Source organism: Cupriavidus sp. C1SS-2L (assembly GCF_057073735.1).
Genome location: NZ_CP172708.1, coordinates 2,376,051 through 2,401,084 on the forward strand (window position 1 = coordinate 2,376,051; position 25,034 = coordinate 2,401,084).

21 protein-coding genes and 2 tRNA genes are annotated in these 25,034 nt (G+C 63.8%); 6 read left to right on the forward strand and 17 right to left on the reverse strand.

Going from position 1 to position 25,034, the window contains the following annotated elements:
* Positions 1–41: 41 nt before the first annotated feature.
* The 3 genes from ACIGJG_RS10975 to gltX all read right to left on the reverse strand — a co-directional run bounded on the left by ACIGJG_RS10975 (position 42) and on the right by gltX (position 1,933).
* Positions 42–117, reverse strand: a tRNA-Glu gene (locus ACIGJG_RS10975).
* Between the two features lie 64 nt (positions 118–181).
* Positions 182–257: transfer RNA gene (locus ACIGJG_RS10980), tRNA-Ala, on the reverse strand.
* A gap of 269 nt (positions 258–526) precedes the next feature.
* Positions 527–1,933: a glutamate--tRNA ligase gene (gene gltX, locus ACIGJG_RS10985; protein WP_011298282.1), complete on the reverse strand. Its 1,407-nt coding sequence runs from the start codon at positions 1,931–1,933 to the stop codon at positions 527–529.
* Between the two features lie 256 nt (positions 1,934–2,189).
* Here gltX and ACIGJG_RS10990 point away from each other — a divergent pair, with 256 nt between their 5' ends.
* Positions 2,190–3,125: a patatin-like phospholipase family protein gene (locus tag ACIGJG_RS10990; protein ID WP_483672312.1), complete on the forward strand. Its 936-nt coding sequence runs from the start codon at positions 2,190–2,192 to the stop codon at positions 3,123–3,125.
* 66 nt (positions 3,126–3,191) lie between these two features.
* Here ACIGJG_RS10990 and ACIGJG_RS10995 read toward each other — a convergent pair whose 3' ends face one another.
* The 5 genes from ACIGJG_RS10995 to ACIGJG_RS11015 form a co-directional block, all read right to left on the reverse strand.
* The gene (locus ACIGJG_RS10995) at positions 3,192–3,878 is read right to left on the reverse strand and encodes a C40 family peptidase (protein ID WP_011298284.1); all 687 of its coding nucleotides are present in this window, start codon (positions 3,876–3,878) and stop codon (positions 3,192–3,194) included.
* A 353-nt stretch (positions 3,879–4,231) separates the two neighbouring features.
* Entirely contained in the window at positions 4,232–5,866 is a 1,635-nt protein-coding gene (locus ACIGJG_RS11000) for an ABC transporter ATP-binding protein (protein WP_049796465.1), read from the reverse strand.
* A gap of 32 nt (positions 5,867–5,898) precedes the next feature.
* Positions 5,899–7,023, reverse strand: coding sequence for an ABC transporter permease (locus ACIGJG_RS11005; RefSeq protein WP_011298286.1), 1,125 nt, complete (start codon positions 7,021–7,023; stop codon positions 5,899–5,901).
* On the reverse strand, positions 7,020–8,072 hold the full coding sequence (locus ACIGJG_RS11010; protein WP_011298287.1) for a microcin C ABC transporter permease YejB: 1,053 nt from the start codon (positions 8,070–8,072) through the stop codon (positions 7,020–7,022). The genes ACIGJG_RS11005 and ACIGJG_RS11010 overlap by 4 nt, the downstream gene beginning before the upstream one ends.
* Before the next feature lie 16 nt (positions 8,073–8,088).
* Positions 8,089–9,972 carry an extracellular solute-binding protein gene (locus tag ACIGJG_RS11015; protein WP_011298288.1) on the reverse strand — a complete coding sequence of 628 codons (1,884 nt, stop codon included), beginning with the start codon at positions 9,970–9,972 and terminating at the stop codon, positions 8,089–8,091.
* Between the two features lie 209 nt (positions 9,973–10,181).
* On the opposite strand from ACIGJG_RS11015, the gene fabI reads away from it, so the two are divergent.
* Positions 10,182–10,964 carry an enoyl-ACP reductase FabI gene (fabI, locus tag ACIGJG_RS11020; RefSeq protein WP_011298289.1) on the forward strand — a complete coding sequence of 261 codons (783 nt, stop codon included), beginning with the start codon at positions 10,182–10,184 and terminating at the stop codon, positions 10,962–10,964.
* 106 nt (positions 10,965–11,070) lie between these two features.
* Here fabI and ACIGJG_RS11025 read toward each other — a convergent pair whose 3' ends face one another.
* Positions 11,071–11,406, reverse strand: coding sequence for a hypothetical protein (locus tag ACIGJG_RS11025; protein WP_483672313.1), 336 nt, complete (start codon positions 11,404–11,406; stop codon positions 11,071–11,073).
* A gap of 436 nt (positions 11,407–11,842) precedes the next feature.
* Between ACIGJG_RS11025 and ACIGJG_RS11030 the strand changes: the two genes are divergently transcribed.
* The 3 genes from ACIGJG_RS11030 (at position 11,843) to ACIGJG_RS11040 (ending at position 15,087) form a co-directional block, all read left to right on the forward strand.
* Positions 11,843–13,165: an MFS transporter gene (locus tag ACIGJG_RS11030; protein WP_011298291.1), complete on the forward strand. Its 1,323-nt coding sequence runs from the start codon at positions 11,843–11,845 to the stop codon at positions 13,163–13,165.
* Positions 13,166–13,200: 35 nt separating this feature from the next.
* The gene (locus tag ACIGJG_RS11035; RefSeq protein WP_011298292.1) at positions 13,201–13,770 is read left to right on the forward strand and encodes an RBBP9/YdeN family alpha/beta hydrolase; all 570 of its coding nucleotides are present in this window, start codon (positions 13,201–13,203) and stop codon (positions 13,768–13,770) included.
* Positions 13,771–13,923: 153 nt separating this feature from the next.
* Positions 13,924–15,087, forward strand: a complete 1,164-nt coding sequence (locus ACIGJG_RS11040; protein WP_011298293.1) for a porin — start codon at positions 13,924–13,926, stop codon at positions 15,085–15,087.
* A 102-nt stretch (positions 15,088–15,189) separates the two neighbouring features.
* Here the strand turns inward: ACIGJG_RS11040 and ACIGJG_RS11045 are convergent, their stop codons facing one another.
* The 8 genes from ACIGJG_RS11045 to ACIGJG_RS11080 all read right to left on the reverse strand — a co-directional run bounded on the left by ACIGJG_RS11045 (position 15,190) and on the right by ACIGJG_RS11080 (position 23,803).
* On the reverse strand, positions 15,190–15,708 hold the full coding sequence (locus ACIGJG_RS11045; protein WP_041679647.1) for an SgcJ/EcaC family oxidoreductase: 519 nt from the start codon (positions 15,706–15,708) through the stop codon (positions 15,190–15,192).
* 272 nt (positions 15,709–15,980) lie between these two features.
* Positions 15,981–16,823, reverse strand: a complete 843-nt coding sequence (gene phaZ, locus ACIGJG_RS11050) for a poly(3-hydroxyalkanoate) depolymerase (protein ID WP_011298295.1) — start codon at positions 16,821–16,823, stop codon at positions 15,981–15,983.
* Positions 16,824–16,883: 60 nt separating this feature from the next.
* Entirely contained in the window at positions 16,884–17,297 is a 414-nt protein-coding gene (locus ACIGJG_RS11055; protein ID WP_011298296.1) for a phasin family protein, read from the reverse strand.
* Positions 17,298–17,350: 53 nt separating this feature from the next.
* The gene (locus tag ACIGJG_RS11060; RefSeq protein ID WP_373460956.1) at positions 17,351–19,090 is read right to left on the reverse strand and encodes an alpha/beta fold hydrolase; all 1,740 of its coding nucleotides are present in this window, start codon (positions 19,088–19,090) and stop codon (positions 17,351–17,353) included.
* A gap of 40 nt (positions 19,091–19,130) precedes the next feature.
* Positions 19,131–19,595: a MaoC family dehydratase gene (locus ACIGJG_RS11065; protein ID WP_011298298.1), complete on the reverse strand. Its 465-nt coding sequence runs from the start codon at positions 19,593–19,595 to the stop codon at positions 19,131–19,133.
* A gap of 37 nt (positions 19,596–19,632) precedes the next feature.
* Positions 19,633–21,435, reverse strand: coding sequence for an acyl-CoA dehydrogenase (locus tag ACIGJG_RS11070; protein ID WP_011298299.1), 1,803 nt, complete (start codon positions 21,433–21,435; stop codon positions 19,633–19,635).
* Between the two features lie 246 nt (positions 21,436–21,681).
* On the reverse strand, positions 21,682–22,608 hold the full coding sequence (locus tag ACIGJG_RS11075; protein ID WP_011298300.1) for an AraC family transcriptional regulator: 927 nt from the start codon (positions 22,606–22,608) through the stop codon (positions 21,682–21,684).
* A gap of 175 nt (positions 22,609–22,783) precedes the next feature.
* Complete coding sequence (locus ACIGJG_RS11080; protein ID WP_011298301.1) at positions 22,784–23,803, reverse strand: AraC family transcriptional regulator; 1,020 nt, start codon at positions 23,801–23,803, stop codon at positions 22,784–22,786.
* A 162-nt stretch (positions 23,804–23,965) separates the two neighbouring features.
* On the opposite strand from ACIGJG_RS11080, the gene ACIGJG_RS11085 reads away from it, so the two are divergent.
* Positions 23,966–25,024 (forward strand): beta-keto acid cleavage family enzyme, encoded by a 1,059-nt coding sequence (locus ACIGJG_RS11085; RefSeq protein WP_011298302.1) that lies wholly within the window; start codon positions 23,966–23,968, stop codon positions 25,022–25,024.
* Positions 25,025–25,034: the final 10 nt, after the last annotated feature.

Consider the following 25,034-nt stretch of genomic DNA (forward strand, 5'->3'; position numbering starts at 1 on the left):
TCGACGCAGCATATTCAGGCATTTGATTACGCCCGTTGTTATGGCGTCCCCTAGGGGATTCGAACCCCTGTACTCACCGTGAAAGGGTGATGTCCTAGGCCTCTAGACGAAGGGGACAGAAACTTGTCTTTCGACTTGTTCCGTCTGGGAACATCCAAACTGCAGATAATCCCGCAAATCTTGGTGGAGCTAAGCGGGATCGAACCGCTGACCTCTTGCATGCCATGCAAGCGCTCTCCCAGCTGAGCTATAGCCCCATGGTACTGCCATTTACTACTTTCTGCTCATTCGCCTGAGTCGGCATTAATCCACCGTTTCAAGCGAAGCCGAGATTATATATCAACCTCGATTTTTTGCAAGCACCCAATCTGTCTTTTTCTTGCCTGCTTTTCGCAGTTTTCAGCCTCACGACGCAAGATCTTTTCCAGACCGCCCGCTTGATCACTGACCGCGCTGCAGGGAGAACGAGATTATGGCGAACTCCGGGCCGGAGCGCAAGCCCCTGCCAGGAGTTTTTCGCAGCTTTTTACGCTTCGACGCCCGCGCCGATACGGCGCAGCACAGCTTCCCGGCCGAACAGCTCGAGCACCGCGTCGATGCTCGGCGTCTGCAACTGGCCAGCGACCAGCAGGCGCACTGGCATGGCCAGCTTGGGCATCTTCAGCCCAAACTCCGCAAGCACCGCCTTGAACGTAGCGCTGATGGCTTCGCGCTTCCATTCGGGCAAGGCGCCCAGTTGAGTCGCCAGCGCCTTCAGTGCCGGCTGGATTTCCGGCGTCAGGTGCTCGGCCTTCAGGGCAGCATCAGCCTGTGGCTCGCCGCGGTAGAACAGCAGCGCCGTCTGCGCAACGTCCTTGAGCGTATTAGCCCGGTCCTTGACGAGTGCGATCACCCCAACCAGGTCCGCACCCTCCACCTTGCCGCCGAGCGCCTCGATGAATGGACGCGTCAGCTCGGCCAGGCGCGCATTGTCGCCCACCTTGATGTAGTGGTTGTTCAGCCAGGCCAGCTTTTCCGGGTTGTACTGCGCCGGCGACTTGCCCAGGTGTTCGAGGTCGAACCACTCCACAAACTGCTCGCGGCTGAAGATTTCCGCGTCGCCATGCGCCCAGCCCAGGCGGGCCAGGTAGTTCACCACGGCTTCCGGCAGATAGCCTTCATCGCGATAGCCAGTCACGCTCATGGCGCCATGACGCTTGCTCATCTTCTCGCCGCTCTCGTTGAGCACCGTGGGCAAGTGCGCGTAGACGGGCTGTGTGCCGCCAAGCGCGCGGATGATATTGATCTGACGCGGCGTATTGTTGACGTGGTCGTCACCACGGATCACGTGCGTGATCTTCATGTCGAGATCGTCGACCACCACGCAGAAGTTGTAGGTGGGCGTGCCGTCCGGCCGCGCAATGACGAGGTCGTCCAACTCCTCGTTCGAGATCTCGATACGGCCCTTGACCGCGTCGTCCCAGACTACGCTGCCGTCAAGCGGATTGCGGAAACGCAGCACCGGCTTCACGCCGGCCGGCGGCTGCGGCAAGACCTTGCCCGGCTCGGGGCGCCAGAAACCGTTGTAGCGCGGCTTTTCGCCGCGCTCGCGCTGGGCTTCGCGCAGCGCGTCCAGTTCTTCCGTGCTCATATAGCACGGGTAGGCCAGGCCGCTGTCGACCATCTGGGCCAGCACCTCGCGGTAGCGGTCCATGCGCTGCATCTGGTAGAACGGGCCTTCGTCGATATCCAGGCCGAGCCACGCCATGCCTTCGAGGATCACGTCGACGGCTTCCTGCGAGGAACGCTCGACATCGGTATCTTCGATGCGCAGCACGAAATCGCCCTTCATCCGGCGGGCGAACGCCCACGGATAAAGCGCGGATCGAATATTGCCGAGGTGGATAAAGCCGGTCGGGCTCGGCGCGAAACGGGTGCGGACGCGTTGGGTCATGGCGGTCGGGGAACAAACAAAAAAGCCCGCGCGGACGCGCGCAGGCTGGAATATGTCGGTGCTGCATTATAGCAAGCGAACCCGCTGGCCCACGCCCGCCAGGATGCTCGCCAGCCGACCCGCCACCCTCCCGGACGGAATCATTTATGCTTCGGGCGGTCACAAGAACGGCCAGTGCAAGAATTCCCCATCACTGAGCCGGCCAAGTCACATTTCCGATTCCGCCTGCCTCTGCTTATCCACTGGCACCCGATTCATGCAACGACGTCATTTTCTCGGCGCCTCCGCAGTCGCCTTGCTCTCCGCGTGCTCGTTCGGCCCGCGCCCTTCCACACCGGTTGAGCCCGCTAATCCGGTGGCCACACAGCCAGCGCCACGACCCATCAAGATCGGCCTGGCGCTCGGCGGTGGCGCCGCGCGTGGCTTTGCCCATATCGGCGTGATCAAGGCGCTCGAAGCACAAGGCATCCACCCGGACCTGGTCACGGGCACCAGTGCGGGCTCGGTGGTCGCAGCACTCTATGCCACCGGCATGAGCGGCTTCGAGCTCAACAAGCTCGCCCTGACCATGGATGAAGCCGCCATCGCCGACTGGGCCCTCCCCTTCGGCACCCGCTTTGGCGGCTGGCTCAAGGGGGAGGCCCTGCAGAACTACGTGAACCGGCTGGTTTCGAACCGCCCGATCGAGGCGATGAAGCTGCCGCTGGGCATTGTGGCAACCGACCTCAAGACCGGTGAGCGCATCCTCTTCCGGCGCGGCAATACGGGCCAGGCCGTGCGCGCGTCCAGCAGCGTGCCAGGCGTGTTCCAGCCGGTTTCCATCCAGGGCCGCGATTATGTAGATGGCGGTCTGGTCGAGCCCGTGCCGGTCGATTCGGCGCGCAGCATGGGGGCCGATTTCGTCATCGCCGTCAACATCTCGGCAGACCCGTCCAGCCAGAAGAATGGCGGCCAGAGCGGCGTGTTGCTGCAGACCACGACCATCATGGGCCAGTCGATCAACAAGATGGCACTCGCGCGTGCGGACGTGGTGATCCGACCTGAACTGCCGGACATGGGCAGCAGCGATTTCAACTCCCGCAACCGCGCCGTGCTGGCGGGAGAACAGGCCACGGCGGCGATGATGGCAACCTTGCGCCAGAAGCTGGAACAGGCCCGGCTGCGGCCGGCCGGTACCGTGGCGGCGCAATAGCCGGACTGCCGCACAAAACAAAAGGACTGCCGGGGCAGTCCTTTTGTTTTGGCGCATGGCTGACGATCAGCCGCCGTACAGCGTGCGCGTGCTCGCGTTCGGGTCGAATCGCTTGAGCGTCTCGACCATGTTGCCGAGGCTGTCGCCGCGGCTCGACGACTGGTTGTCGTCGATGCGGCGTGCGCCGTTGTAGCGCGTCACCCAATAGGCGGCGCGCATGTCGTCGACACGGATCTTGCTGCCCGTGGACGGGGCATGCACGAACTTGTTGTCGCCGATATAGATGCCGACGTGCGAAAACGTCTGGCGCATGGTGTTGAAAAACACCAGATCGCCGGGGCGAAGGTCGCTGGCGGCCACGTTGGTGCCGACCTGGCTGATTTCGACGGAACGGCGCGGCAGCATGAAGCCGAAGGTGTCATGGAACACGTAGCGGACAAAGCCGCTGCAGTCCAGGCCGGATTCGGGGCTGTTGCCGCCGAAGCGGTAACGCACGCCGATCAGGCCAAGCGCGTTCATGACCAGGTCACCAGCCTTGCTGGCGACATTGCTGGTGGAAGTCACGACCGACGACAGCAAGCCACGCTTGCCTTCCGCATGCGTGTCCGCGCCCAGTTGGGCCGAAGCGTCGATGCGGGCATCGGGATCCTTGAAGACCGTATCCGCCAGCACTCCATTCGACACAGTCGCACCGCAGGCAATGGCAATCCCTGCGGCAACGCGTGCCAGGGAATGAAGTACCGATCGCTGCATTGGTTCTCCTGATGAATCGTTCGAATCATCCCCATCACGCCGGACGAATACCGCGGCGCGGATGGTGATGCCTGAATCATTGCGGGGATGAACCGAACGCAAGAAGCGCGCCGGTCATATGGGCACAAAAACCGTGCAGGTCTCGCCGCAAAGCGGACGAGCGACCACCCCGAAAAATAGTCCTCGCGGGATGGTATAGGCTTGTCACCCGCCTGTCAAAGTTCGTTACAAATTTGACAGAAAGCGCTTTGCAATCAATGACCTACTTCATTTTTCGCATCTGGATTGTCGTTTTTTTCATCACAAATGCGTGACACCGCCGGGAGGCGGTGTCTTGCTGCACGGCAATGGAGTCAGGCTGCACCAATCTGGGCAGCAGCCATCAGCTTGCGCGTATAGGGATGTTGCGGCGCACCGAGAACGGCCTCGGTCTCCCCTGCCTCCACCACCTCGCCGGCCTTCATGACGATGACCCGGTGGGCCATCGCCCGGATGACCGCAAGATCGTGGCTGATGAACAGATAGCTGAGGTTGTATTTGTGCTGCAACTGGGAAAGGAGACCCAGCACCTGCTGCTGGATCGAGACATCGAGCGCCGATGTGGGCTCGTCGAGCACCAGGATCTGCGGCTTGAGGATGAGCACCCGCGCGATCGCGATGCGCTGGCGTTGTCCGCCCGAGAATTCGTGCGGATAGCGGCCGAGTGCAGTCCGGTCCAGTCCGACCTCGCGCAGCGCTTCGATAACCCGCTCGCGCGTGGTCTCGCGCTTCAGGCCCGGCTGGTGCAACGCCAGCCCTTCCCCGACGATCTGCTCGATCGTCATGCGCGGCGACAGCGACCCGAACGGATCCTGGAACACCACCTGCATGCGCGCGCGCAACTTGCAGCGGTCCTTGCTCGTGGCGTCGTCGAAGCTGCGGCCCAGGAAATGGATCGTGCCCGCGCTCTTGCGCTGCAGCGCCAGCACGGTATGGGCCAGCGTGGTCTTGCCGGAGCCAGATTCCCCGACGATGCCGATGGTTTCGCCTTCGCGCAGCTGAAAATCGACGTCCTTCACCGCAGCGAACTGGTCCTTGCCGAACCAGCCGGCGATGCCCTTGCGCTTGCGCGCGTAGTTGACGCACAGGCCGCGCGCCTCCAGCAGCGTCGGCGCCAGTGGCACGAGCGGCAGCACCTCGCGCCGCGGGCGACTGTCGATCAGCTTGCGCGTGTAGGGATGCTGCGGCGAGGCGAACACCTGCGCGGTCTCGCCGGTCTCGACCAGCACGCCCTTCTCCATGACACCGACACGCTGTGCGAACGAACGCACGAGGTTCAGGTCATGGGTGATCAGCATCACCGCCATGCCGAACTCGGCCTGGAGATCACGCAACAGGTCCACGATCTGCGCGCGAATGGTGACGTCGAGCGCCGTGGTCGGCTCGTCCGCGAGCAGCAGCTTCGGGCGGCAGGCGAGCGCCATGGCGATCATCGCGCGCTGGCGCTGCCCGCCGGAAAGCTGGTGCGGGAAACTGTCGAAGCGGTGTGCCGCATCGCTGATGCCGGTGCGTTCCAGCAGTGCAATCGCGCGTTCGCGCGCAGCGCGCCGGTCGAGCCCTTCGTGGAGCGCCAGCGTCTCGACAATCTGGTTGCCGATCGTATACAGCGGGTTCAGCGCGGTCATCGGCTCCTGGAAGATCATGGCGATCTCCGCACCGCGGATGGCGCGCATGTCACGGTCCGATACGTCGAGCAGGTTGCGGCCCTCGAACCGGATCGCACCCTGGTAGGCAGCGTCCTCGACGAGCCGCAACATGGCAAGCGCGGTGACCGTCTTGCCGGAGCCCGACTCACCCACCAGCGCATAGCGCTCGCCGGCACGCAGGTCGAAGCTGACCTCGCGCACGGCGCGGGTAGCGTCGTCGCCGTGACCAAACGTCACCGACAGCTTGTCCACGCAGATCAGCGTACTGCCCGGCGCCGGGGACGGCGTCGGCTCGAGCGGCATGGCCTCCGCTTCCCGCAGCTTCGGTACCACGTTCATGGCGTCACCCCTGCCGGCGCGCCGGCCGGCACCTTCGGCGCCACGCGGCCGCGCAGCGCAGCCAGGCCCAGGCGCGTATCGAACGCATCGCGCAACGCGTCACCCATGAACGTCAGCAACAGCAAGGTGACCACGAGTACCGTGAAGGTCGACAGCGAGATCCACCAGGCATCGAGGTTGCCCTTGCCCTGCGCGAGCAGCTCGCCAAGGCTCGGCGTAGTCGGCGGCACGCCCAGGCCCAGAAAGTCCAGGCTGGTCAGCGCAAGGATCGCAGCACTCATGCGGAACGGCAGGAACGTGATCACCGGAGTCAGGCTGTTGGGCAGGATATGGCGCCACATGATCTGCACATTGGACAGACCAAGCGCCCGCGCCGCCTTCACATAGTCGAGCGAACGATTGCGGTAGAACTCCGCGCGCACGTAGTCCGACAGGCCCATCCAGCCGAACAACGACAGCAGGATGATCAGCAGCGCCAGGCTCGGCTCGAAGATCGACGCAAAGATGATCAGCAGGTACAGCTCCGGCATGGAACTCCAGATCTCGATGGCCCGCTGAGAGAACAGGTCGAAGCGCCCGCCGAAGAAGCCCATCAGCGCCCCAGTCAGCGTACCGATCAGCACGCCGATCAGCGTGAGCGCAAGCCCGAAGAGCACCGACACGCGGAAGCCATAGAGCAGGCGCGCCAGCACGTCGCGGCCGCGATCGTCGGTGCCAAGCCAGTTCTCGGCCGACGGCGGCGCCGGATTGGGTTCCTTGGCGAAGTAATTGAGCGAATCGTACGAATAGTGGTTCAGCGGGAATACCGCGAAATTGCCGTTGGTGGTGATGCGGTCGCGGATGTACGGATCCAGGTAATCGGCCGGCGTGGCGAAATCACCGTCGAAGGCGGTTTCCGGATAGACCTTGACGATCGGGAAATACCACGCGTCCTTGTACCGCACCACCAGCGGGCGATTGCTCGACAGGACTTCCGCGCACAGGCTGAGCACGAAGATCGCGACGAACAGGATCAGGCTCCAGTAGCCCAGGCGATTGCGCCGGAAACGCTGCCAGGCCCGCTGGCGCGGGGACGGCGAATGCGGCAGGCCGTTCGGCACCGATTGCGAGAGGACTTTCATTTGTGCAGGGCCTCGAAGTGGATGCGCGGGTCGACCAGCACGTAGCAAACGTCGGAAATCAGCCGGGTCACCAGGCCGATCAGCGTAAACAGGTAGAGCGTGCCGAGCACGACGGGATAGTCGCGCCGCAGTACCGCTTCATAGGACAACAGCCCGAGGCCATCAAGCGAGAAGAGCGTTTCGATCAGCAGCGAGCCCGTGAAGAACGCGCCGATGAACGCAGCCGGAAACCCCGTCACGAGCGGGATCAGCGCATTGCGGAACACATGCTTCCACAGCACGCGGCGCTCCGACAAACCCTTGGCCCTTGCCGTCAGTACATACTGCCGGCGGATCTCGTCCAGGAACGCGTTCTTGGTCAGCATGGTCACCACGGCAAAGCTGCCCACCACCGATGCGGTGATCGGCAGCACCAGGTGCCACAGGTAATCCATGACCTTGCCCATCAGCGAGAGCTGATCCCAGTTGTCGGAAGTCAGGCCGCGCAGCGGGAACCACTGAACGAAGGTGCCGCCGCCGAACAGCACGAGCAGCAGCACGCCCAGCACGAAACCCGGAATCGCGTAGCCGACCAGCACGATCATGCTGGTCACCACGTCGAAGCGGCTACCCGCCCGGATCGCCTTCGAAATACCGAGCGGCACCGATATCAGGTAAGTCAGGAAGAACGTCCATAGCCCCAGGCTGACCGAAACCGGCAGCTTGGACTTCACCAACTCCCACACACTGCGGTGCTGGAAGTAGCTCTGGCCGAGATCGAACCGCGCAAAGCGCTTGAGCATCAGGAAGTAGCGTTCGAGCGGCGGCTTGTCGAAACCGTACAGCGCCTGGATTTCCTTGATCTTCTCGGGATCGACCCCGCGCCGGCCACGGTACTCGGCACCGCCGCCACTCGCCTCGCCGCTGCCGCCGCCACGCCCCTTCAGTTCCAGCATCATCTGCTCGACGGGGCCACCCGGCACGAACTGGATGACGACAAAGGTCAGCGTGATGACGCCGATCAGCGTCGGGATCATCAGCAAAATGCGCTTGAACAGATAGGCAAGCATCGGCCGTTCCTTTTGCTCAGCGAGCCTTCGGTTGCACGTCGGTGCGCCACCAGTTGCTCAGAATCCAGCCTTCGGCAGTGTAGTAATAAGGCAGCCGGTCCTTGGGATAGCCCAGCTCCTTGCGATACGCGACCCGATGCGACGCACTGTACCAGTTTGGCACGATGTAGTACCCATGCATCAGCACGCGGTCCAGTGCCCTGCCCGCGGTGACGAGTTCTTCACGCGTGTTGGCATGCAGCACGTTATCGACAAGCTGGTCCACCTGCGGCGACTTCAGCCCGAACAGGTTGTCCGAGCCCGGCGTGTCGGCCGCTTCGCTGGAAAACCGGTCGCGCAGTTCGTTGCCGGGGCTCTGCGAATCGGGGAAACGGATCGACACCATGTCGAAATCGAAATCTTCGAGCCGCTTCTGGTACAGCGCGTAGTCGGTGGTGCGCTGGTTCACCTGGATGCCGAGCTTCTCGAGATTTCGGACATAGGTGGTAATCACGCGGCTCATCGCGCCGCCATCATCGAGGAACTCGAACACCATCGGTTCGCCCTTGGCGTTGCGCAGTGCATCATCGGTATAGGTCCAGCCGGCCTGCGCCAGCAGGCGGCGTGCTTCGCGCAGGTTGTCGCGCAGCGTTCGCGGGGGGTTCGTGGACGGCTGCACGACGTCGGGGCCGAAGACTTCGGGCGCCAGCTTTGCGTGCATCGGCTCCAGCAATTTCAGTTCGCTCGGCCCCGGCTTGCCGTCGAACGTGGCGCTGGCCGCCAGTTCGCTATTGGAGAACCAGCTGTCCAGGCGCTTGTATGCGCCATAGAAAAGCTGGCGGTTGAGCCATTCGAAATCCAGCGCGAGGATCAGCGCCTGCCTGACGCGCACGTCCTTGAAGATGGGCTTGCGCATGTTCATGACAAAACCCTGCATGCCCGCGCCGTTGCGGTGCGGGAACTCCGTCTTGATCAGCTCGCCCTTGGTGAACTTCGTGCCCTGGTAGCTCTTGGCCCAGTTCTTGGCACGGTACTCGACGATCGCATCGAACTCGCCCGCCTTGAACGCTTCGAGCTTGGCGGTTTCGTCCTTGTAGAGCCGGTAGATGACGCGGTCGAAATTGAAGGTGCCGCGCCGCACGGCCAGCTTCTTGCCCCAGTAGTTCGGATCACGCTTGAAGATGATGCCGCGGCCCGCGTCATAGCGATCGATGATGTACGGGCCGCTGGTCACCGGTTCTTCGAACGTCAGCTTCTCGAAGGGCACGGCCTGGGTCCATTTCTTCGAGAACACCGGCAACGAGCCGACGATCAGCGGCAGTTCGCGGTTGCGTTGCTTGAAATCAAAGCGCACGCTGCGTTCCCCCGTGACCACGACCGACTTCACGTCCATGCACATGCTGCGGTAGCCCGGGCTGGACGCCTTGCTCATCAGCATGTCGTAGGAATATTTCACGTCCGATGCGAGGACCGGGTCGCCGTTGGCGAAGCGCGCTTCGGGGCGGATATGGAAGACGACTGAAAGCTCGTCCGGCGCCACCGTGACATCGTCAGCCAGCAGCCCGTAGGCGCTCGCGGTTTCGTCGGCGCTGCTGATCAGCAGCGACTCGAACATCAAGGCGTTCAGGCCGGGCGCGGCGGTACCCTTCAGCGTGAACGGATTGAACTTGTCGAAGCTCGTGCGGCGGTCCGGGTTGGCCAGCACCAGCGTGCCGCCGACCGGAGCGTCCGGATTCACGTAATCGAAATACTTGAAATCGGCCGGGTACTTGAGATTCCCGTGCAAGGCAAAGCCATGCGCCGCATTCGCCGTTGCGGGAATGCCCGCAGCGAGCGCCAGCGCCAGCCCAAACCGCAGTACCGTGTCTCGACGGAAGCACTGCCATGCCGCCTGAAGCGGCCAACGTGCTTGTATAGGCATCCCGCTGGATTCCTCCAATATGACGCTGAGGTCCGGCGTTCTGCAGCCGGGCCAAGTTGTGAGACAATTTTACATGCGTCCGGGTAGGCTCCAGCCATCCGGACATTCCCTCTACACGGCGCAATAAAGTGGCCGTCGGACACCGGGGCATGCCCACGGCCGCGTGGCCGCAGCAGGAAGCGTGCCCGATACAACACCTTGGAGAACTTATGGGATTTCTGGCAGGTAAGCGGATCCTCATCACCGGCTTGCTATCGAACCGTTCGATCGCCTATGGCATCGCATCGGCCTGCAAACGCGAAGGCGCCGAACTCGCCTTCACCTACGTCGGCGAACGGTTCAAGGACCGGATCAGCGACTTTGCCAAGGAATTCGGCACCGATCTCGTCTTCGAATGCGACGTCGGCAGCGACGAGCAGATCGCCGCAACCTTCGACGGTCTCGGCAAGCGCTGGGAAAAGCTCGACGGCCTGGTGCACTCGATCGGTTTCGCCCCGCGCGAAGCCATTGCCGGCGATTTCCTGGAAGGCCTGTCGCGCGAAGGCTTCCGCATTGCCCATGACATCTCCGCATACAGCTTCCCGGCGCTGGCCAAGGCCGCGCTGCCGATGCTGTCGGACAAGGCTTCGCTGCTGACGCTGACCTATCTCGGCGCCGAGCGCGTGGTCCCGAACTACAACACCATGGGCCTGGCCAAGGCCGCGCTTGAGGCGAGCGTGCGCTACCTGGCGGCGTCGGTCGGCCCGCGCGGTATCCGCGCGAACGGCATTTCGGCCGGCCCGATCAAGACCCTGGCTGCGTCCGGCATCAAGGACTTCGGCAAGCTGCTCAATGCCTTCGAAAACTCGGCCCCGCTGCGTCGCAACGTGACCATCGAGGAAGTCGGCAATGTCGCGGCCTTCCTGCTGTCCGACCTCGCCAGCGGCGTGACCGGCGAGATTACCTACGTCGACGCCGGCTTCAACATTGTTGGCGCGGGTCTGCCGGAGTAATCAGCGCAAACAGCGCAAGCTCAAACCCGCCAACCGGCCCTGAAGGGGTGCCAGCGCTTGCTGGCACCCCTTTTTCATTGGGTCAGCCCGGGCGCGTCCGCTGGCGTCAGCGTCCCATGCGCCGATCGTAGCGATTCGAGATACGGCCCAGCAGGTTAGGATCGCGCGAATCGCTCGCATCGAACTGCACCCGCACCGAGCCGTCGGCCTGCCGCTGCACACTGGCGCGGACGACCGTGTTGCCGTAGTTCCCCGCAATGGAGCCGCTCGTGTAGTCCTGCACGCTGACGGCCACGCCTTCATCGCGCATGGCGCCCGCCGCGGCATCGAAGGAACGATCGAAACTCGCCGGCGTCCCGGGAGCGGGAACGCCATAGTATGTACACCCGCCCTGCAGGAGCAGCAGGACGACGGCAAACACTGCCAGCACGATGCGTTTCATGGCGCCACCTTCGTCCGGGCCGGACCGAGTGATGTTCCCGATACGACCTTAGTGCGTCGCTGCCACATTTTCAATTTCTACTGCAACAACGGGATCTGCCGCGGCGCAAACGACGCGCCGTTCCTACCCAATCCCAGTCGCCGCCGTTTGCCTGCCATGTGCCTTTCCTCTGCCTAATATGGGGAAACACCGGGTTGCCTAACGCCTCGCGACCTTGGCGCCATGGCTCTTTCCGCACGCCTCAGACCGCCGCCGCTCGCGCTCTACGCGTTTTCCCCGACTGTCCCGAGATGCAAACAGGTTGTCCCGCATAGTCAAACCGCGACCCGCCAATCTCCGATACTTCGCCAGTCGCTTCCGGGACCATGTCACGGTCCCGGGCCGCCCGATACCGGCATGACCAAAAGGGCGTTCAAGATTCTCAGGAGAAGCATTCATGCTTGGACATTCTTCCACTCAACCCGCCATGGTGACCGGCACGCAAACCGTGGCCGCATCCCGCTTCTATCCATGGCTGGTTTTCGCGCTCAGCTTTGGCCTGCTGCTGTCGGACTACATGTCGCGCCAGGTGCTCAACGCAGTATTCCCGTTGCTGAAAGCGGAATGGGCACTCTCCGACACCGAACTCGGCGCCCTGGGTGGCATCGTGGCGCTGATGGTCGGCCTGCTGACGTTTCCGCTGTCGATCCTTGCCGACCGCTGGGGCCGCGTCAAAAGCCTGACGCTGATGGCCGCGCTCTGGAGCGTGGCGACGCTAGGCTGCGCGCTGGCCAACAACTTCGGCGAAATGTTCATCGCCCGCCTGTGCGTCGGCATCGGCGAAGCGGCCTACGGCAGCGTGGGCATCGCCGTGGTGCTGTCGGTGTTTCCGCGCCACCTGCGCGCCAGCCTGAGTTCGGCCTTCATCGCTGGCGGCGCGTTCGGCTCCGTGCTTGGCATGGCTGCAGGCGGCACGCTGTCGGCCCAGTTCGGCTGGCGCTGGGCGTTCGCCGGCATGGCCATCTTCGGGCTGGTACTCGTGGTGATCTATCGTGCGCTGATCACGGAGCCGCGCCTGCAGGCACAGCGCCGCGCATTGGGCGAAGACGCGGCACCTGAAGTGCAGCGCGAGAGCATGACCATTCGTCCGCTGCTGTCGGCCCTGTTCTCCGCGCGGTCCATCCTTTGCGCCTACGTAGGCAGCGCCCTGCAACTGCTCGTGATGGGCGCACTGCTCGCGTGGATGCCCAGCTTCCTGTCGCGCTACTACGGTATGGCTACGGACCGTGCAGGCATTACCGCTGCGGCGTTCGTCCTGGCCGCCGGTGCGGGCATGGTGGTGTGCGGCGCGCTGACCGACTGGGTCGCCCGTCATTCCCCGTCGCGCAAGTGGCTGATGGCCATCGGCTACAGCGTCACCTGCTGCGTGCTGCTGGCTGTGGCGTTCCGGCTGCCGGCCGGTACGGCGCAGCTTGCGCTGATCGGTGCAGGCATGCTGCTGGTCGGCGGCACGGCTGGTCCCGCCAGCGCCGTTGTGGCCAATCTGACTCGTCCCGCTATCCACGCGACCGCGTTTGCCACGCTCACGCTGGCCAACAACCTGCTGGGCCTGGCCCCGGGCCCGTTCGTCACCGGTGTGCTTGCCGACCGCATCGGCTTGCTTGGCGCGCTGCAGTGGATTCCGCTGACCGGCCTGCTCGCCGCAGTGTGCTTCATCGCCGGCCGCCGCTACTACACGGCGGATCTGGAGCGCCTGGAGCGCCAGCGCGGCGCAAAGTAAACCACTACCTGACCTACTGGAATTCTGGAACTCCAATGAGCCTTACTACTGACACCACCGTCCTGCTGGTTCCCGGCCTGCGCGACCACGTCGCCGAGCACTGGCAGACCCTGCTCCAGGCGCAACTGCCGAACGCCCGCTCCGTGGCGCCGCTGGAACATGACAAGCTGAGCCGGGATGCGCGCGTGGCCGCCCTGGACGCCGCGCTCGCACAGATCGACGGCCCCGTGGTCCTGGTTGCGCATAGCGCCGGCGTGATGATCACCGTGCATTGGGCCGCGCAGCACCACCGCAAGATCCGCGGTGCACTGCTAGCGACGCCCGCCGATCTCGAAACCCCGATGCCGGCCGGCTATCCGCAGCCCGAGGCACTCGCCGACCACGGCTGGCTGCCTGTGCCGCGCAAGCCGCTGCCCTTCCCGAGCATCCTCGCGGCCAGCCGCAATGATCCGCTGGCGAAGTACGAACGCGCCGTGCAGCTGGCAAGCGACTGGGGCAGCGAACTGGTCGACCTTGGCGAAGTCGGCCACCTCAATCCGGCCGCCGGCTTCGGGCCGTGGCCGCGCGCCACCGCGCTGATCGATCAGCTGCTCCGCAAGAACTGAAGCCGGCGCGCAACACGCCGGCTGCAGACCGCAGGGGCCGCTCCGGCCCCGCAAGCTCCCATGCAATCCCCAGCAGTACCCAGCAGTACCCATTTCGACGGGCAGTTCCGCCTTGCAACCCCATCCCCAAAGGAAAAGAAGGAGATTTACCCCATGAAGCTCAGGAGCATGGCCCTGGCCACCTTGCTTGCCTGTTCTGGTAGTGCATTCGCGCAGTCGACAGTGACGCTCTATGGCGTCGCTGACATCAACATCGAGTATGTGAACCACGTCGGCGCCATTCCGACGGCAGCCAACCAGTTCAATCCGGGCGCGGCCCACAGCGTGTTCCGCATGGACTCGGGCGGCGTTTCCGGATCCCGCTGGGGCCTGCGCGGCACCGAGGATCTCGGCAACGGCGTGAAGGCGCTGTTCGTGCTGGAAAACGGCTTCAGCCTGGATTCGGGCGCGCTGCAGCAGCAAAGCCGCCTGTTCGGCCGCCAGGCGTACGTCGGCGTGCAGAGCAGCAGCCTTGGCCAGATTACGCTCGGCCGCCAGTACACCTCGATCTTCGAAGCGCTCGCCAACTTCGTGCCGGGCGCTTATGCCACGCAGTACGAGCCCGCAGCACTGCTGACGGGCGCGAACTTCCGTGAAGACAACACGGTCAAGTACACCGGCCAGTTCGGTCCGGTCACGGCGCTGGCTCACTACTCGTTCGGCACCGGCCTGGCACTGCCGGCCTTTGTCGGCGTGGCAACGCCGATCGGCGGCAACGGCGAAGTCCCGGGCCAGGCCCGGCGCGACAGCGCGTACGGCGCTGCACTGGCCTACACGCAAGGTCCCTTCGGCGTGACCGCAGGCTATGACCAGTGGAATCCGACCATTGGCACCAGCAGTGGTACCGCCAAGAAGGCTGTCATCGCCGCCAGCTACACCTACGGTCCCGCCAAGGTCATGGGCGGCTACCGTTGGGGACAGAGCAAGAATGCGGCAGACGTCCTGATCGGGCGTGACGACTTCTACTGGATCGGCGCCGCCTATCAGGTGACGCCCGCCGTCGCCCTGTCGCTCGAGTACGACTACGACAACCTCAAGAATCAGTTCGGAAATACAAGCCTCGCCAACCCCTGGCAGGTTGCGTTTATCGCGAACTACGCATTCTCCAAGCGTACCGATGTGTACCTGAGCACGGCTTACGCCAAGAACGCCGGCCTCGCGCTCGATTCGGCGTCCAACTTCTATGCCACCAGCCTTGCCACGGGCAACAGCTACGCGCTGCCCAATGGCAAGAACTCGATGCTGGGTGCGGCTGTAGGCGTGCGCCACAAGTTCTGAGCGCACAAGGATTCAACTGATGCTCGTTTGGCCATGCCAGGGAAACCTGGCATGGCGTTTTTTTTGGACCTCGCGGAATTGCGAGGGATCAGCCGACACGCGCTACATCTTCTCCGGCATGGCCGACGAGTGATGACTCGTAATCAGCCACTGCGTGCCATCCCACCGATACGTGTATGTATAGCGTGCCTTGACCACAGCCCCCGTCCGCGCGAAGGTGAACGTGTAGAGGCCGGCGTCCACGGCAGAGTTGCATCCGATTTCGATGGTGCGGAAGTCGATCTTCCCGGATGGTCTGTCTTGCAGGAAGTGATGGAAGTAGTCTTCCCTCTCCGCGACCGTCACGCGGGGCTTGTTCGATACCGTGGGAAGAAGAATGGAGCGCTCTGCATAGTTGGCTGCGACCTTGCGCGGGTCGCCTGTCTGCAATGAGCGGTTCCATCGATCAAACAGCGCCGAAATCTCCTGCTCCGATGTCGCCTTGCAGCTTTCCGTGCGCGACGCCTGCGTACTCCCTGTCGCGCCTGTAGTAGCGGTGGTACCTGCGGTGCCTGGCGTGCCCTGGTTCATGGCACATCCCGCGAGTACAAGCGTCAACGCTGCAATGCGATTGGGGTTCATGACAGAGCTCCTCAATTTCAGTTCTTGGTATTGAGAATGGAGCCTGGGCTCAACGCATGGAGTATGGTACATCCCGACAGCGTTAGCCATTTCCATCTGCCGTCCGCAACGCCAGCCGCCCGCAATGGGGTCTGAGCACCACTCCGGATGAACCGTGCAGATTGGGAGCGAAATTTTTCGCTTGCCGGCATTGCGGCGCACCGCCCCCTCGCTACCGGGCCTGAAAGCGAAAACGCCCCGTCATGGACGGGGCGCATGGACGGGGCGCCGTGTCAGCGGCCTTCTCGCAGGAACTCTCCCACCACCCGCGCCGATTCGCGTGCCGCGGTCAGAAGAAAGAGATGGCCATCGTCGTGGAACACATGCAGAGCCGAGTCCGGAATGCAACCGGACAGGATCTTTGCGTTGATCAGCGGCACGATCGGGTCATCGCTGCCATGCAAGACCAGCGTGCGCTGCTTCAGCGCCCGCAACCACGGCAGGCTGCTCCAGCCCCATGCGGCCAGCAGTTGATACAGGTAGCCGCGCCCGCGCGGCGGACGCATATGCCCCCCATGGACATCGAGCAATGACGGGTCGTCGCGAAAGGCGCCGCCGTAGATGTCCCCACCGACTCGCCGCAGGTACTCCGCATCGGTGTAACGTCGAATGCCGATCATCTTGGTGAGGACGGATGGGCTGCCCGGCACCATGAGCACGCCAGGCGATGTGGCAGCCAGCACCAGGCGGCGGCAGCGCTGCGGATACAGCCGCGCGAATTCCTGTGCCAGTGCGCCGCCCCATGAAACGCCGAGCGTATCGACCGGTCCGGCATAGCCGAGGTGCGACAGCAGCTTGTCTGCCATCACGCAAAGATTGGAGAAACGATAGGGGAACAGGGGCGCCGGAGAGCCGCCGGCACCGGGGATGTCGAAGATGATCACTTCCACATCCGGCAGCGCATCGACGAAGGGTTCGACGAGTTCAAGGTTTGCGCCGATGCCATTGAACATAAGCAGCGGCGGGAGATCGCCGCTGCCGGGCCGGATGCCGACCCTGAGTACCTGCCCGTCTAGGTCTACCGTACGGGTCTGCATGATATGTCCAGCTTCGGGGCTGGCATTGTTAGTTGTCATCAAGTCGTCCCGGAGAGGTTGGCGGTGAAGCATGGCCACCGGGGCCATGCTTCCTTGCGCTTACTGCCTGGGACGCAGGATCCCTTTTGCCTCTTCGACGTTTTCCGCCAGTCGCTTGCCGACCGTGGCAATGCTGTCCGCCTGGACCTTGTACACGGTGTCCGTCACGTTGCGCAGGCCATCGACGGCCTTCTGCAGCGAACGCGGCAGCACTTCCGACACCTTGACGGCCTGGCCTTCTGCGCCCTGGTCGCGACGGGCGAGCGATTGCAGCTCGGCAGCGGTGTCAGTCAGGAACGCAGCCTGCTGGCGAACCAGCGATTGCAGGCCGCCGAGCAGCGCAGCGTTGATGCTGGCGATTGCCTCGATATCCTTGCGGCGCGATTCCAGGATCGCGGCCGGATCCAGGCGGTTCTGCTTGACGAAGTCGAACAGCTTGCGGGACGCAGCGGCTGCGGCATTGGTGGCTTCCATTTTTTACTCTCCTTACAGATTACAGTTGGCGTTACAGAAATCGGTGGCCGGGCTTACGCCTCGGTCACATAGCGTCCCGGCGCGTCGGCGCATGGCGCATGGCGGTCGCTGCCCAGGCGGGACGGCGCGGCGTTCAGGGGGCCAGAACGCGTTTTCAGCCACTCGCTCCAGTGCTCCCACCAGGACGACGGGGTGACCGTGGCACCCTCGAGCCACGCTTCCGGGTCCGCCATCTGCGCGTCGTTCAGGAAGAACTTCGCCTTGGCATTTCCCGGCGGGTTGATGAGGCTCTGCACATGACCGCTGGAGCTGAGCACGAACTCGGTCTTGCCGCCGAACGCGCGCACCGAGCGGTACACGCCCTTCCACGGCGTGATGTGGTCGGTCATGCCGGCAAGCACATACTTGTCGCAATCAACAGCCGAAAGGTCGATCGGCTGGCCAAGCACGCGCAGCGCGCCCGGTGTCGACAGCTGGTTCAGCGTCAGCATGTCCAGCAACTGGCCGTGCAGGCCGGCGGGCAGGCGCGTGGTGTCGTTGTTCCAGTAGAGGATGTCGAACGCCGGCGGCGCCTTGCCCAGCAGGTAGTTGTTGACCCAGTAGTTCCACACCAGGTCATTGGGCCGCATCCAGGCGAACACGCGCCCGAGTTCCCCGCCATCCAGCACACCGCGCGCCTGGCTGCCCTGCCGCGCGGCATCGATGGCTTCCGGCGTGGCAAACAGTCCGAGCTGGGACTGCGAGTCGAGGCCGAACACGGACACCATCAGCGTGGCGGCATTCACGAGCTTTTCGCCGCGCGCTGCGCAGTACCCCATGAGCGCGGACATCGTCATCGCGCCCGAGCACGCGCCATGCAGGTTCACGTCGGGGCTGCCAGTGATGTCGCGGATCGCGTGGATCGCTTCGATCAGCGCACCGACATAGGTGTCGAGGTTCCAGTCGCGGTGCAACGTGGTGGGATTGCGCCAGCTCACCATGAACACCTGCATCTCATTGCGCACCAGGTACTCGACCATGCTCTTGCCCTGCGACAGGTCAAACACATAGAACTTGTTGACCTGCGGCGGCACGATGAGCTGCGGACGGGCATGCACGTTTGCCGTGGTCGGCGTGTACTGGATCAGCTCCAGGACATCGTTGCGGAAAACCACCGCGCCTGGCGTGGCGGCCAGATCCTTGCCGATACGGAACGCGCTCTTGTCCACCTGGGACGGCATGCCCTGGTTCGTCAGCGTATCGGTCAACAGGTTGACCAGGCCGCTGACCAGGTTCAGACCACCCGACTCGAACGTCTTCCGCAATGCAGCCGGATTCCCCAGTAGCGTATTGGTCGGCGCCACGGCGTCGATCAGCAGGTCGGTGAAGTACTGCGCGCGTTCCTTGCTGCGACCGTCCATGACCGAGCCGGTGACGAAGCCGGTCAGCGCATCGCGCCAGGCCTGATATCCCTGCAGGGCCATGCGATAGACCGGGTTATCCTGCCATGCCGGATCGCCGAAGCGGCGGTCACGCGTGCACGGCGGCGGCGCCGAGCCGTCCACGACCGCGAACAGGTCCTGCGCGAGCTTGGTCTGCTGCTGCAGCAGCAAGGTCGGTTCCTGCACGCACTGCGCGCCGATCTGCTGCGCGGTGCTGACCATATCTTCGGGGCGCAGCCCCACGAACGGGTTCGGTCCCGTCATGGCCGGCGCGCTGTCAAAAATTGCCTCCGGAGCGACAGCACTGGCTGCCGGCTTCTTCGCCTTCTTTGTCGTCTTCGCCAGCGTTCTTGTACCCACGGCTGTTGTCATGCTACTACCCTCGTCTTCTTGTTCGTACCTTGTTTGATCCTCAGGCGACCAGCAGCGCAAGCGCTTCAGCCACCAGCGCGGGCTTGCCCTCGCCTTCGATTTCCACCGTGCACTGCGTCCTGACCAGCACGCGGCCATCGCCCTTGCTGTCGGCAGCCAGCAGGACCACGCGGTTGCGCACGCGCGCACCGGCCTTCACCGGCGTCAGGAAACGCGTCTTCTCCAATCCGTAGTTCACCGCAGCGCTTGCGTCATGCGGGACCACACCCATTTCGGTGAGCTGGCTCGCCACGAGCGAAAGCGTCAGGTAGCCGTGAGCGATGGTGCCGCCGAACGGGCTTTCCCGCCGGGCACGCTCCACGTCCACGTGAATCCACTGGTGGTCGCCGGTGCACTGCGCGAATGCGTCGATGCGCGCCTGGTCGATGTCTTCCCACGCCGATACGCCGAGTTCCTTGCCAACGAACGCGCCGAGCGTGGCCATGTTGTAGCCTTCGATTGCCATCTTTATTCCTTCCTGATCTTGTGTGCCGAGCGCTGCGTCAGAAGCAGGCTTCGTCCAGACCCAGGAACCCGTCCTGGCCAGTCGTGCTGATGACGGCTGCTTCGAACGCCGAGGCGCGCGGCAGGACGTGGTTGGCGAAGAACTCGGCCGTCGCGATCTTTGCGCCGTAGAACGCTTCGTCTTCACCGCGTTTCTGCATGGCGACGACCAGCGCCCGCGCCATTTGCCAGCCCGTCAGCACGATGCCAGTCAGCTTGAGATAGGCAACGCTGGCGCCGAACACCGCATTCGGGTCCTTGCGGCCCTTTTCGACTACGTGATCCACCGCATTGCCGAGTGCCAGACGTGCAACACCAAGGCGCATGAGCATGGCGCTGCACGCGCCGTTGCGGCAGCCGTCGGCGTATTCCTTGAGTGCCTCGAGCGTCTTGTCGATGTCCGCGAGGACGGCTTGCGCTGCCGCGCCGCCGTCGCGCATGGTCTTGCGGCCGATCAGGTCATTCGCCTGGATCGCCGTCGTGCCTTCGTAGATCGGCAGGATGCGCGCATCGCGGTAATGCTGGGCCGCGCCGGTCTCTTCGATGAAGCCCATGCCGCCGTGCACCTGCACACCAAGGCTCGTCACCTCCAGCGACATCTCGGTGCTCCAACCCTTGATGACGGGCACCAGGTATTCGTACGCGGCACCATAGTGGGCGCGAGTCTCGGCATCCGGTGACTGGTGCGCCAGATCGGAATAGCCCGCCGCCACCAGTGCCAGTGCGCGTGCGCCTTCCGTCAGCGCACGCATCTCGATCAGCATGCGGCGCACGTCGGGATGCTGGATGATCGTCACAGCGTCCTTCGACGAGCCGTCCACCGGGCGGCTCTGCACGCGCTCCTTCGCATAGGCGACAGCCTGCTGATAGGCGCGGTCCGAGATGGCGATGCCCTGCACGCCTACGCCGAAGCGCGCAGCGTTCATCATCACGAACATGTACTCGAGGCCACGGTTCTCTTCACCGATCAGGTAGCCGATGGCACCGCCGTTGTCGCCGAACTGCAGCACCGCGGTCGGGCTCGCCTTGATGCCGAGCTTGTGCTCGATCGACACGCACTCGACGTCGTTGCGCGCGCCCAGCGAACCGTCGTCGTTGACCAGGAACTTCGGCACCAGGAACAGCGAGATGCCCTTCACGCCTTCGGGCGCGTCCGGCGTGCGCGCCAGCACCAGGTGCACGATGTTCTCCGCCATATCGTGCTCGCCGTAGGTGATGAAGATCTTGGTGCCGGACACCTTGTAGGAACCGTCCGCCTGACGCTCGGCGCGGCTGCGCACCAGTGCCAGGTCCGAGCCGGCCTGCGGCTCGGTGAGGTTCATGGTGCCGGTCCACTCGCCGGCGATCAGACGCGGCAGGTAACGCTGCTTGAGTTCGTCCGAGCCCGCCGTGAGCAGCGCTTCGATGGCGCCATCGGTCAGCAGCGGGCACAGCGCGAACGACATATTGGCCGCGTTCATCATCTCGATGCACGGCGTCGCCACCAGCTTGGGCAGGCCCTGGCCGCCAAACTCGGCCGGATGGACGATTCCCTGCCAGCCGCCTTCGCCGAACTGGCGGAAGGCATCGCGGAAGCCCGCGGTGGTGGTGACCTGGCCATCGTGCCAGTTGCTGGGCTGCCGGTCGCCGGCAGCGTTCAGCGGAGCCAGCACCTCGCCGTGGAATTTCGCAGCTTCCTCCAACACGGCCTCGACCGTCTCGGGGGTGGCGTCTTCGTAGCCGGGCAGCGTGGCAATCTTTGTCAGTCCGGCCAGTTCGCGCATGGCGAACAGCATGTCCTTGGTGGGCGCGGTATAGCTCATCTCATTCCTTTCGCGGAGATGCAGCGTCGGCTCCGGCTTCATGCCCTGCGGCGCTGCGACATCATTGATGGTCCTGATCGTAAGGGTCATCAACGCGAAAGCTATTACCCAAACCCGCCCTTTGAATGACAAATCTTGCCGCATTGCACCATGCCACGGCCGACGCACGTTAAGTGCGGCGTTACAGGCGCTTGATGTGGCAGGATTTGTCAGTCGGCGGCCAGCCTTGCCAGCCGCCTTACACGCTTACAACGCGCGTCGGTAGGCGTTTGGCGTGCTGCCGGTCCAGTGCCGGAAGGCGCGATGGAAGGCGGTGGGATTGTCGAAACCCACATCGAACGCAATGGCAGCGATGGGGTCTTCGGAGCGCGTGAGGCGCCGGATGGCGATATCGCGCCGGACTTCGTCCTTGATGGCCTGGAAGGTGGTGCCTTCGGCCGAAAGCCGGCGGCACAGCGTGCGCACCGAATGGTGCAGCGCCTGCGCCACCTCTTCGATGGTCGGCGATGCCGGCAGGCAATCGGCCACGTGTTGGCGGACCCGGTGGCAGGTCATCTCCTCGGCGAACGAGACGAAGATCCAGTCCTCCGGTGCGCGCGCGAGGAACTTCTCGAGATCGGGCTTGCGCTGCCGGACCGGCAGATCGAGATAGGCGACATCAAAGACGATGCGCGTGTGCTGCCGATCGAAATGGACGGGTCCCGGAAACAGGTAAAGATGGTCGCTGGCGAGCGCCGGCCGCGTATCGGGCAACTCGACCGCCTGCAGCGGTATGCGCTGGCGGATCAGCCACGATGCCACGCCATGCACGAGCTTGAGCATCAGCTCGCGCCCCAGCATGCTCGCGGCCGGTCCGGCCGGGTTGTCCACCAGTTCGACGATGCCGCTCGCACCATCGCGCCGGGATTCCATGCGGAAATCGTCGAGGATCAGGTGGAAGAACTGCCCGAAGCGGCGCAGCGCGACTTCCAGTCTTGGCGCGTCGAGCAGGCTCAGGCACAGGTACTTGAGCACGCCATTGCGCAAGGGCCGGCTGAAGATGCCGGGCATTTCGTCGTCCAGTTCCTTCGCGAGCAGGCGATAAAGCGTCGAGAACTGTTCCTGCGTGACCCGTGCGGCTGGCTCTGCCAGCAATTCGGAGGCAATGCCGGAGCACTCGGCAAGCCGTGCCATGGCCGCAGGATCGGCCCCGGACAAAAAACCGTTGACGACGGAGATGGGGACGGTCGCAGAAAAGTCGTTCACGTCATTCACACGGGACTCTGGCAATGCGTGCGATGAAAAGGTGGCGGCTGGTGCATTCTGTCACAGCCGCCGCGCGGTGAGAATCCGTCAGCGGATCCCTCAACTATGCGGTGTTCCTCCCCTGGCCCTCATGCTGCAAGCGCCATTTCGACACGCTGCAGCCGAACTGGCCGCCGAACCAGCGCGAAAACGCGCTCAGCGACGAGAAGCCCAGCAATGTGGCCACTTCCGACAGCGGCCGCTCACGGTTGTCGATATAGCGCACGACCAGGCTCGCACGCGCTGCGTTGACGATATCGGAATAACTCGTGTTCTCCTGCGCCAGCCGACGGTGTACCGTGCGGCGGTCCACACCAAGATGCTGCGCCACGCGGTCGACCGAGCACATGCCGGACGGCAGCAGCACGTGGACGAGTTCGCGCACCTTGTCAGGCAACGTGGTGTTTGCTTGCGCCAGCAAGGTACCGAGATAGCGCTTGACCTGATGCGCCATGACCGGATCATACGAAGGCAGCGGCGCTTCAAGGTCCGCAGCCACACAGACAATGCCGTCGAAGTCCTGGTTGAACACGCACGGCATGCCGAACACGCGCTGAAAAGTCGCCTGGCTGGCGGGCGCCGCGTGCGTGAAGCAGATGCTGCGCGGTCGCCACGATGCCCCCAGGCACACGCTCAGCAGGCGGTAAACCACGCCGACCGCAAGGTCCGTGGCCTGGCGTAACGTACCCGGTTGGTCGTTGAGGATATGCAGCCGAATCATCAGCAATCCTTCGGACTCCTCCATGCGCATCGCCAGCGCTTCATTCTGGACGCCCATGTATCGCACCATCGACTCCAGCGCGCGCCGCAACGTCGGCTGCTCGCGCACGACGAAAGCGAGCGGCCCGAGGTTGGAGACCTGGCGCAGTTCCGCCATGCGCAGGCCGAAATCATCCACGTGTGCAGCGCGCGCGGAGTCGTCCAGCAGGCGGCCGACCTTCTTGGCCGGTATGCGGATATCAGGATCGAGCAGCACATCGCGGCTGATCTTCGCCGCGCGCAGAAACTGATGCGGATCCAGGCCCACGGCGCGGGCCACTTCCACGTAATTGGTAAGGCTGGCACTGCGAAGGTAGTAGGACATCGCGTTTTCCCTGACTGTCCCGAAATGTAAATCGTGCGTCCCGGATCGTCAAATTTCCCTACACCATTCGCCGATACTTTGACCATCGGAACAACGGTTCCCACGACAAGGCAAAGACGGCAGCATACATAGCCGGCAGCCAACACATTCAGGAGCAACGCAATGCAATTTCTCGACGATTCCCTGCACCCCGAGAACCAGGACAAAGTGGTCATCACCGTGGCCCCGTACGGCCCCGAGTGGATGCCGCAGGACTTCCCGGAAGACATTCCGGTGACCATGGAAGAACAGGTGCAGAAGGCCGTGGATTGCTACAACGCGGGCGCCACCGTGCTGCACCTGCATGTGCGCGAACTGGATGGCAAGGGCTCGAAGCGGCTGTCGAAGTTCAACGAACTGATCGCCGGCGTGCGCGCTGCCGTGCCCGACATGATCATCCAGGTCGGCGGTTCGATCTCGTTCGCACCGGAAGATGACGGCCAGGCCGCCAAGTGGCTGTCGGACGACACTCGGCACATGCTGGCCGACCTCGACCCGAAGCCGGACCAGGTCACGGTGGCGATCAACACCACGCAGATGAACATCATGGAACTGCTGTACCCCGAATACCTCGAGGGTACGTCGCTGTCCCATCCGGCCTACGTCGAGGCCTATCGCGAGATGACCGTGCCGGCCGGCCCGGGCTGGGTCGAAGAGCACCTGCGCCGCCTGAGCAACGCTGGCATCCAGCCGCACTTCCAGCTTACCGGCATCCATGCGATGGAAACGCTGGAGCGCATGGTTCGCGCCGGCAAGTACAAGGGTCCGCTGAACCTGACCTGGATCGGCATCGGCGGCGGCTTCGATGGTCCCAATCCGTTCAATTTCGTCAACTTCGTGCATCGCGCACCGGACGGCTGCACGCTGACCGCAGAGTCGCTGCTGAAAAACGTGCTGCCGTTCAACATGATGGCGATGGCCATGGGCCTGCACCCCCGCTGCGGCATCGAAGACACCATCATCGACCAGCACGGCAACCGCATGACCTCGGTGCAGCAGATCGAGCAGTGCGTGCGCGTGGCCAGGGAACTGGGCCGCGAGATCGCCTCCGGCAAGGAAGCGCGCGAGATCTACCGCATCGGCACGTGGTACGACAGCGCCGAAGAAACACTGGAAGCGCACGGCATGGCGCCGAACCGCAAGGCCGGCCAGAAGAACCTTCCGCTGCGCAAGGCAGCCTGACGCGCACAGA

Excerpts from the sequence above, each read along its gene's own strand:
- ACIGJG_RS11005 (WP_011298286.1), bottom strand. The coding sequence starts at position 7,023 with ATGAAAGTCCTCTCGCAATCGGTGCCGAACGGCCTGCCGCATTCGCCG.
- fabI (WP_011298289.1), top strand. The coding sequence starts at position 10,182 with ATGGGATTTCTGGCAGGTAAGCGGATCCTCATCACCGGCTTGCTATCG.
- ACIGJG_RS11080 (WP_011298301.1), bottom strand. The coding sequence starts at position 23,803 with ATGTCCTACTACCTTCGCAGTGCCAGCCTTACCAATTACGTGGAAGTG.
- phaZ (WP_011298295.1), bottom strand. The coding sequence starts at position 16,823 with ATGACAACTAACAATGCCAGCCCCGAAGCTGGACATATCATGCAGACC.
- ACIGJG_RS11060 (WP_373460956.1), bottom strand. The coding sequence starts at position 19,090 with ATGACAACAGCCGTGGGTACAAGAACGCTGGCGAAGACGACAAAGAAG.
- ACIGJG_RS11025 (WP_483672313.1), bottom strand. The coding sequence starts at position 11,406 with ATGAAACGCATCGTGCTGGCAGTGTTTGCCGTCGTCCTGCTGCTCCTG.
- ACIGJG_RS11000 (WP_049796465.1), bottom strand. The coding sequence starts at position 5,866 with ATGCCGCTCGAGCCGACGCCGTCCCCGGCGCCGGGCAGTACGCTGATC.
- ACIGJG_RS11045 (WP_041679647.1), bottom strand. The coding sequence starts at position 15,708 with ATGAACCCCAATCGCATTGCAGCGTTGACGCTTGTACTCGCGGGATGT.
- ACIGJG_RS11085 (WP_011298302.1), top strand. The coding sequence starts at position 23,966 with ATGCAATTTCTCGACGATTCCCTGCACCCCGAGAACCAGGACAAAGTG.
- ACIGJG_RS11030 (WP_011298291.1), top strand. The coding sequence starts at position 11,843 with ATGCTTGGACATTCTTCCACTCAACCCGCCATGGTGACCGGCACGCAA.
- ACIGJG_RS11075 (WP_011298300.1), bottom strand. The coding sequence starts at position 22,608 with ATGGCACGGCTTGCCGAGTGCTCCGGCATTGCCTCCGAATTGCTGGCA.
- ACIGJG_RS11055 (WP_011298296.1), bottom strand. The coding sequence starts at position 17,297 with ATGGAAGCCACCAATGCCGCAGCCGCTGCGTCCCGCAAGCTGTTCGAC.
- ACIGJG_RS11065 (WP_011298298.1), bottom strand. The coding sequence starts at position 19,595 with ATGGCAATCGAAGGCTACAACATGGCCACGCTCGGCGCGTTCGTTGGC.
- ACIGJG_RS11070 (WP_011298299.1), bottom strand. The coding sequence starts at position 21,435 with ATGAGCTATACCGCGCCCACCAAGGACATGCTGTTCGCCATGCGCGAA.
- ACIGJG_RS10995 (WP_011298284.1), bottom strand. The coding sequence starts at position 3,878 with ATGCAGCGATCGGTACTTCATTCCCTGGCACGCGTTGCCGCAGGGATT.
- ACIGJG_RS11010 (WP_011298287.1), bottom strand. The coding sequence starts at position 8,072 with ATGCTTGCCTATCTGTTCAAGCGCATTTTGCTGATGATCCCGACGCTG.
- gltX (WP_011298282.1), bottom strand. The coding sequence starts at position 1,933 with ATGACCCAACGCGTCCGCACCCGTTTCGCGCCGAGCCCGACCGGCTTT.
- ACIGJG_RS10990 (WP_483672312.1), top strand. The coding sequence starts at position 2,190 with ATGCAACGACGTCATTTTCTCGGCGCCTCCGCAGTCGCCTTGCTCTCC.
- ACIGJG_RS11035 (WP_011298292.1), top strand. The coding sequence starts at position 13,201 with ATGAGCCTTACTACTGACACCACCGTCCTGCTGGTTCCCGGCCTGCGC.
- ACIGJG_RS11015 (WP_011298288.1), bottom strand. The coding sequence starts at position 9,972 with ATGCCTATACAAGCACGTTGGCCGCTTCAGGCGGCATGGCAGTGCTTC.
- ACIGJG_RS11040 (WP_011298293.1), top strand. The coding sequence starts at position 13,924 with ATGAAGCTCAGGAGCATGGCCCTGGCCACCTTGCTTGCCTGTTCTGGT.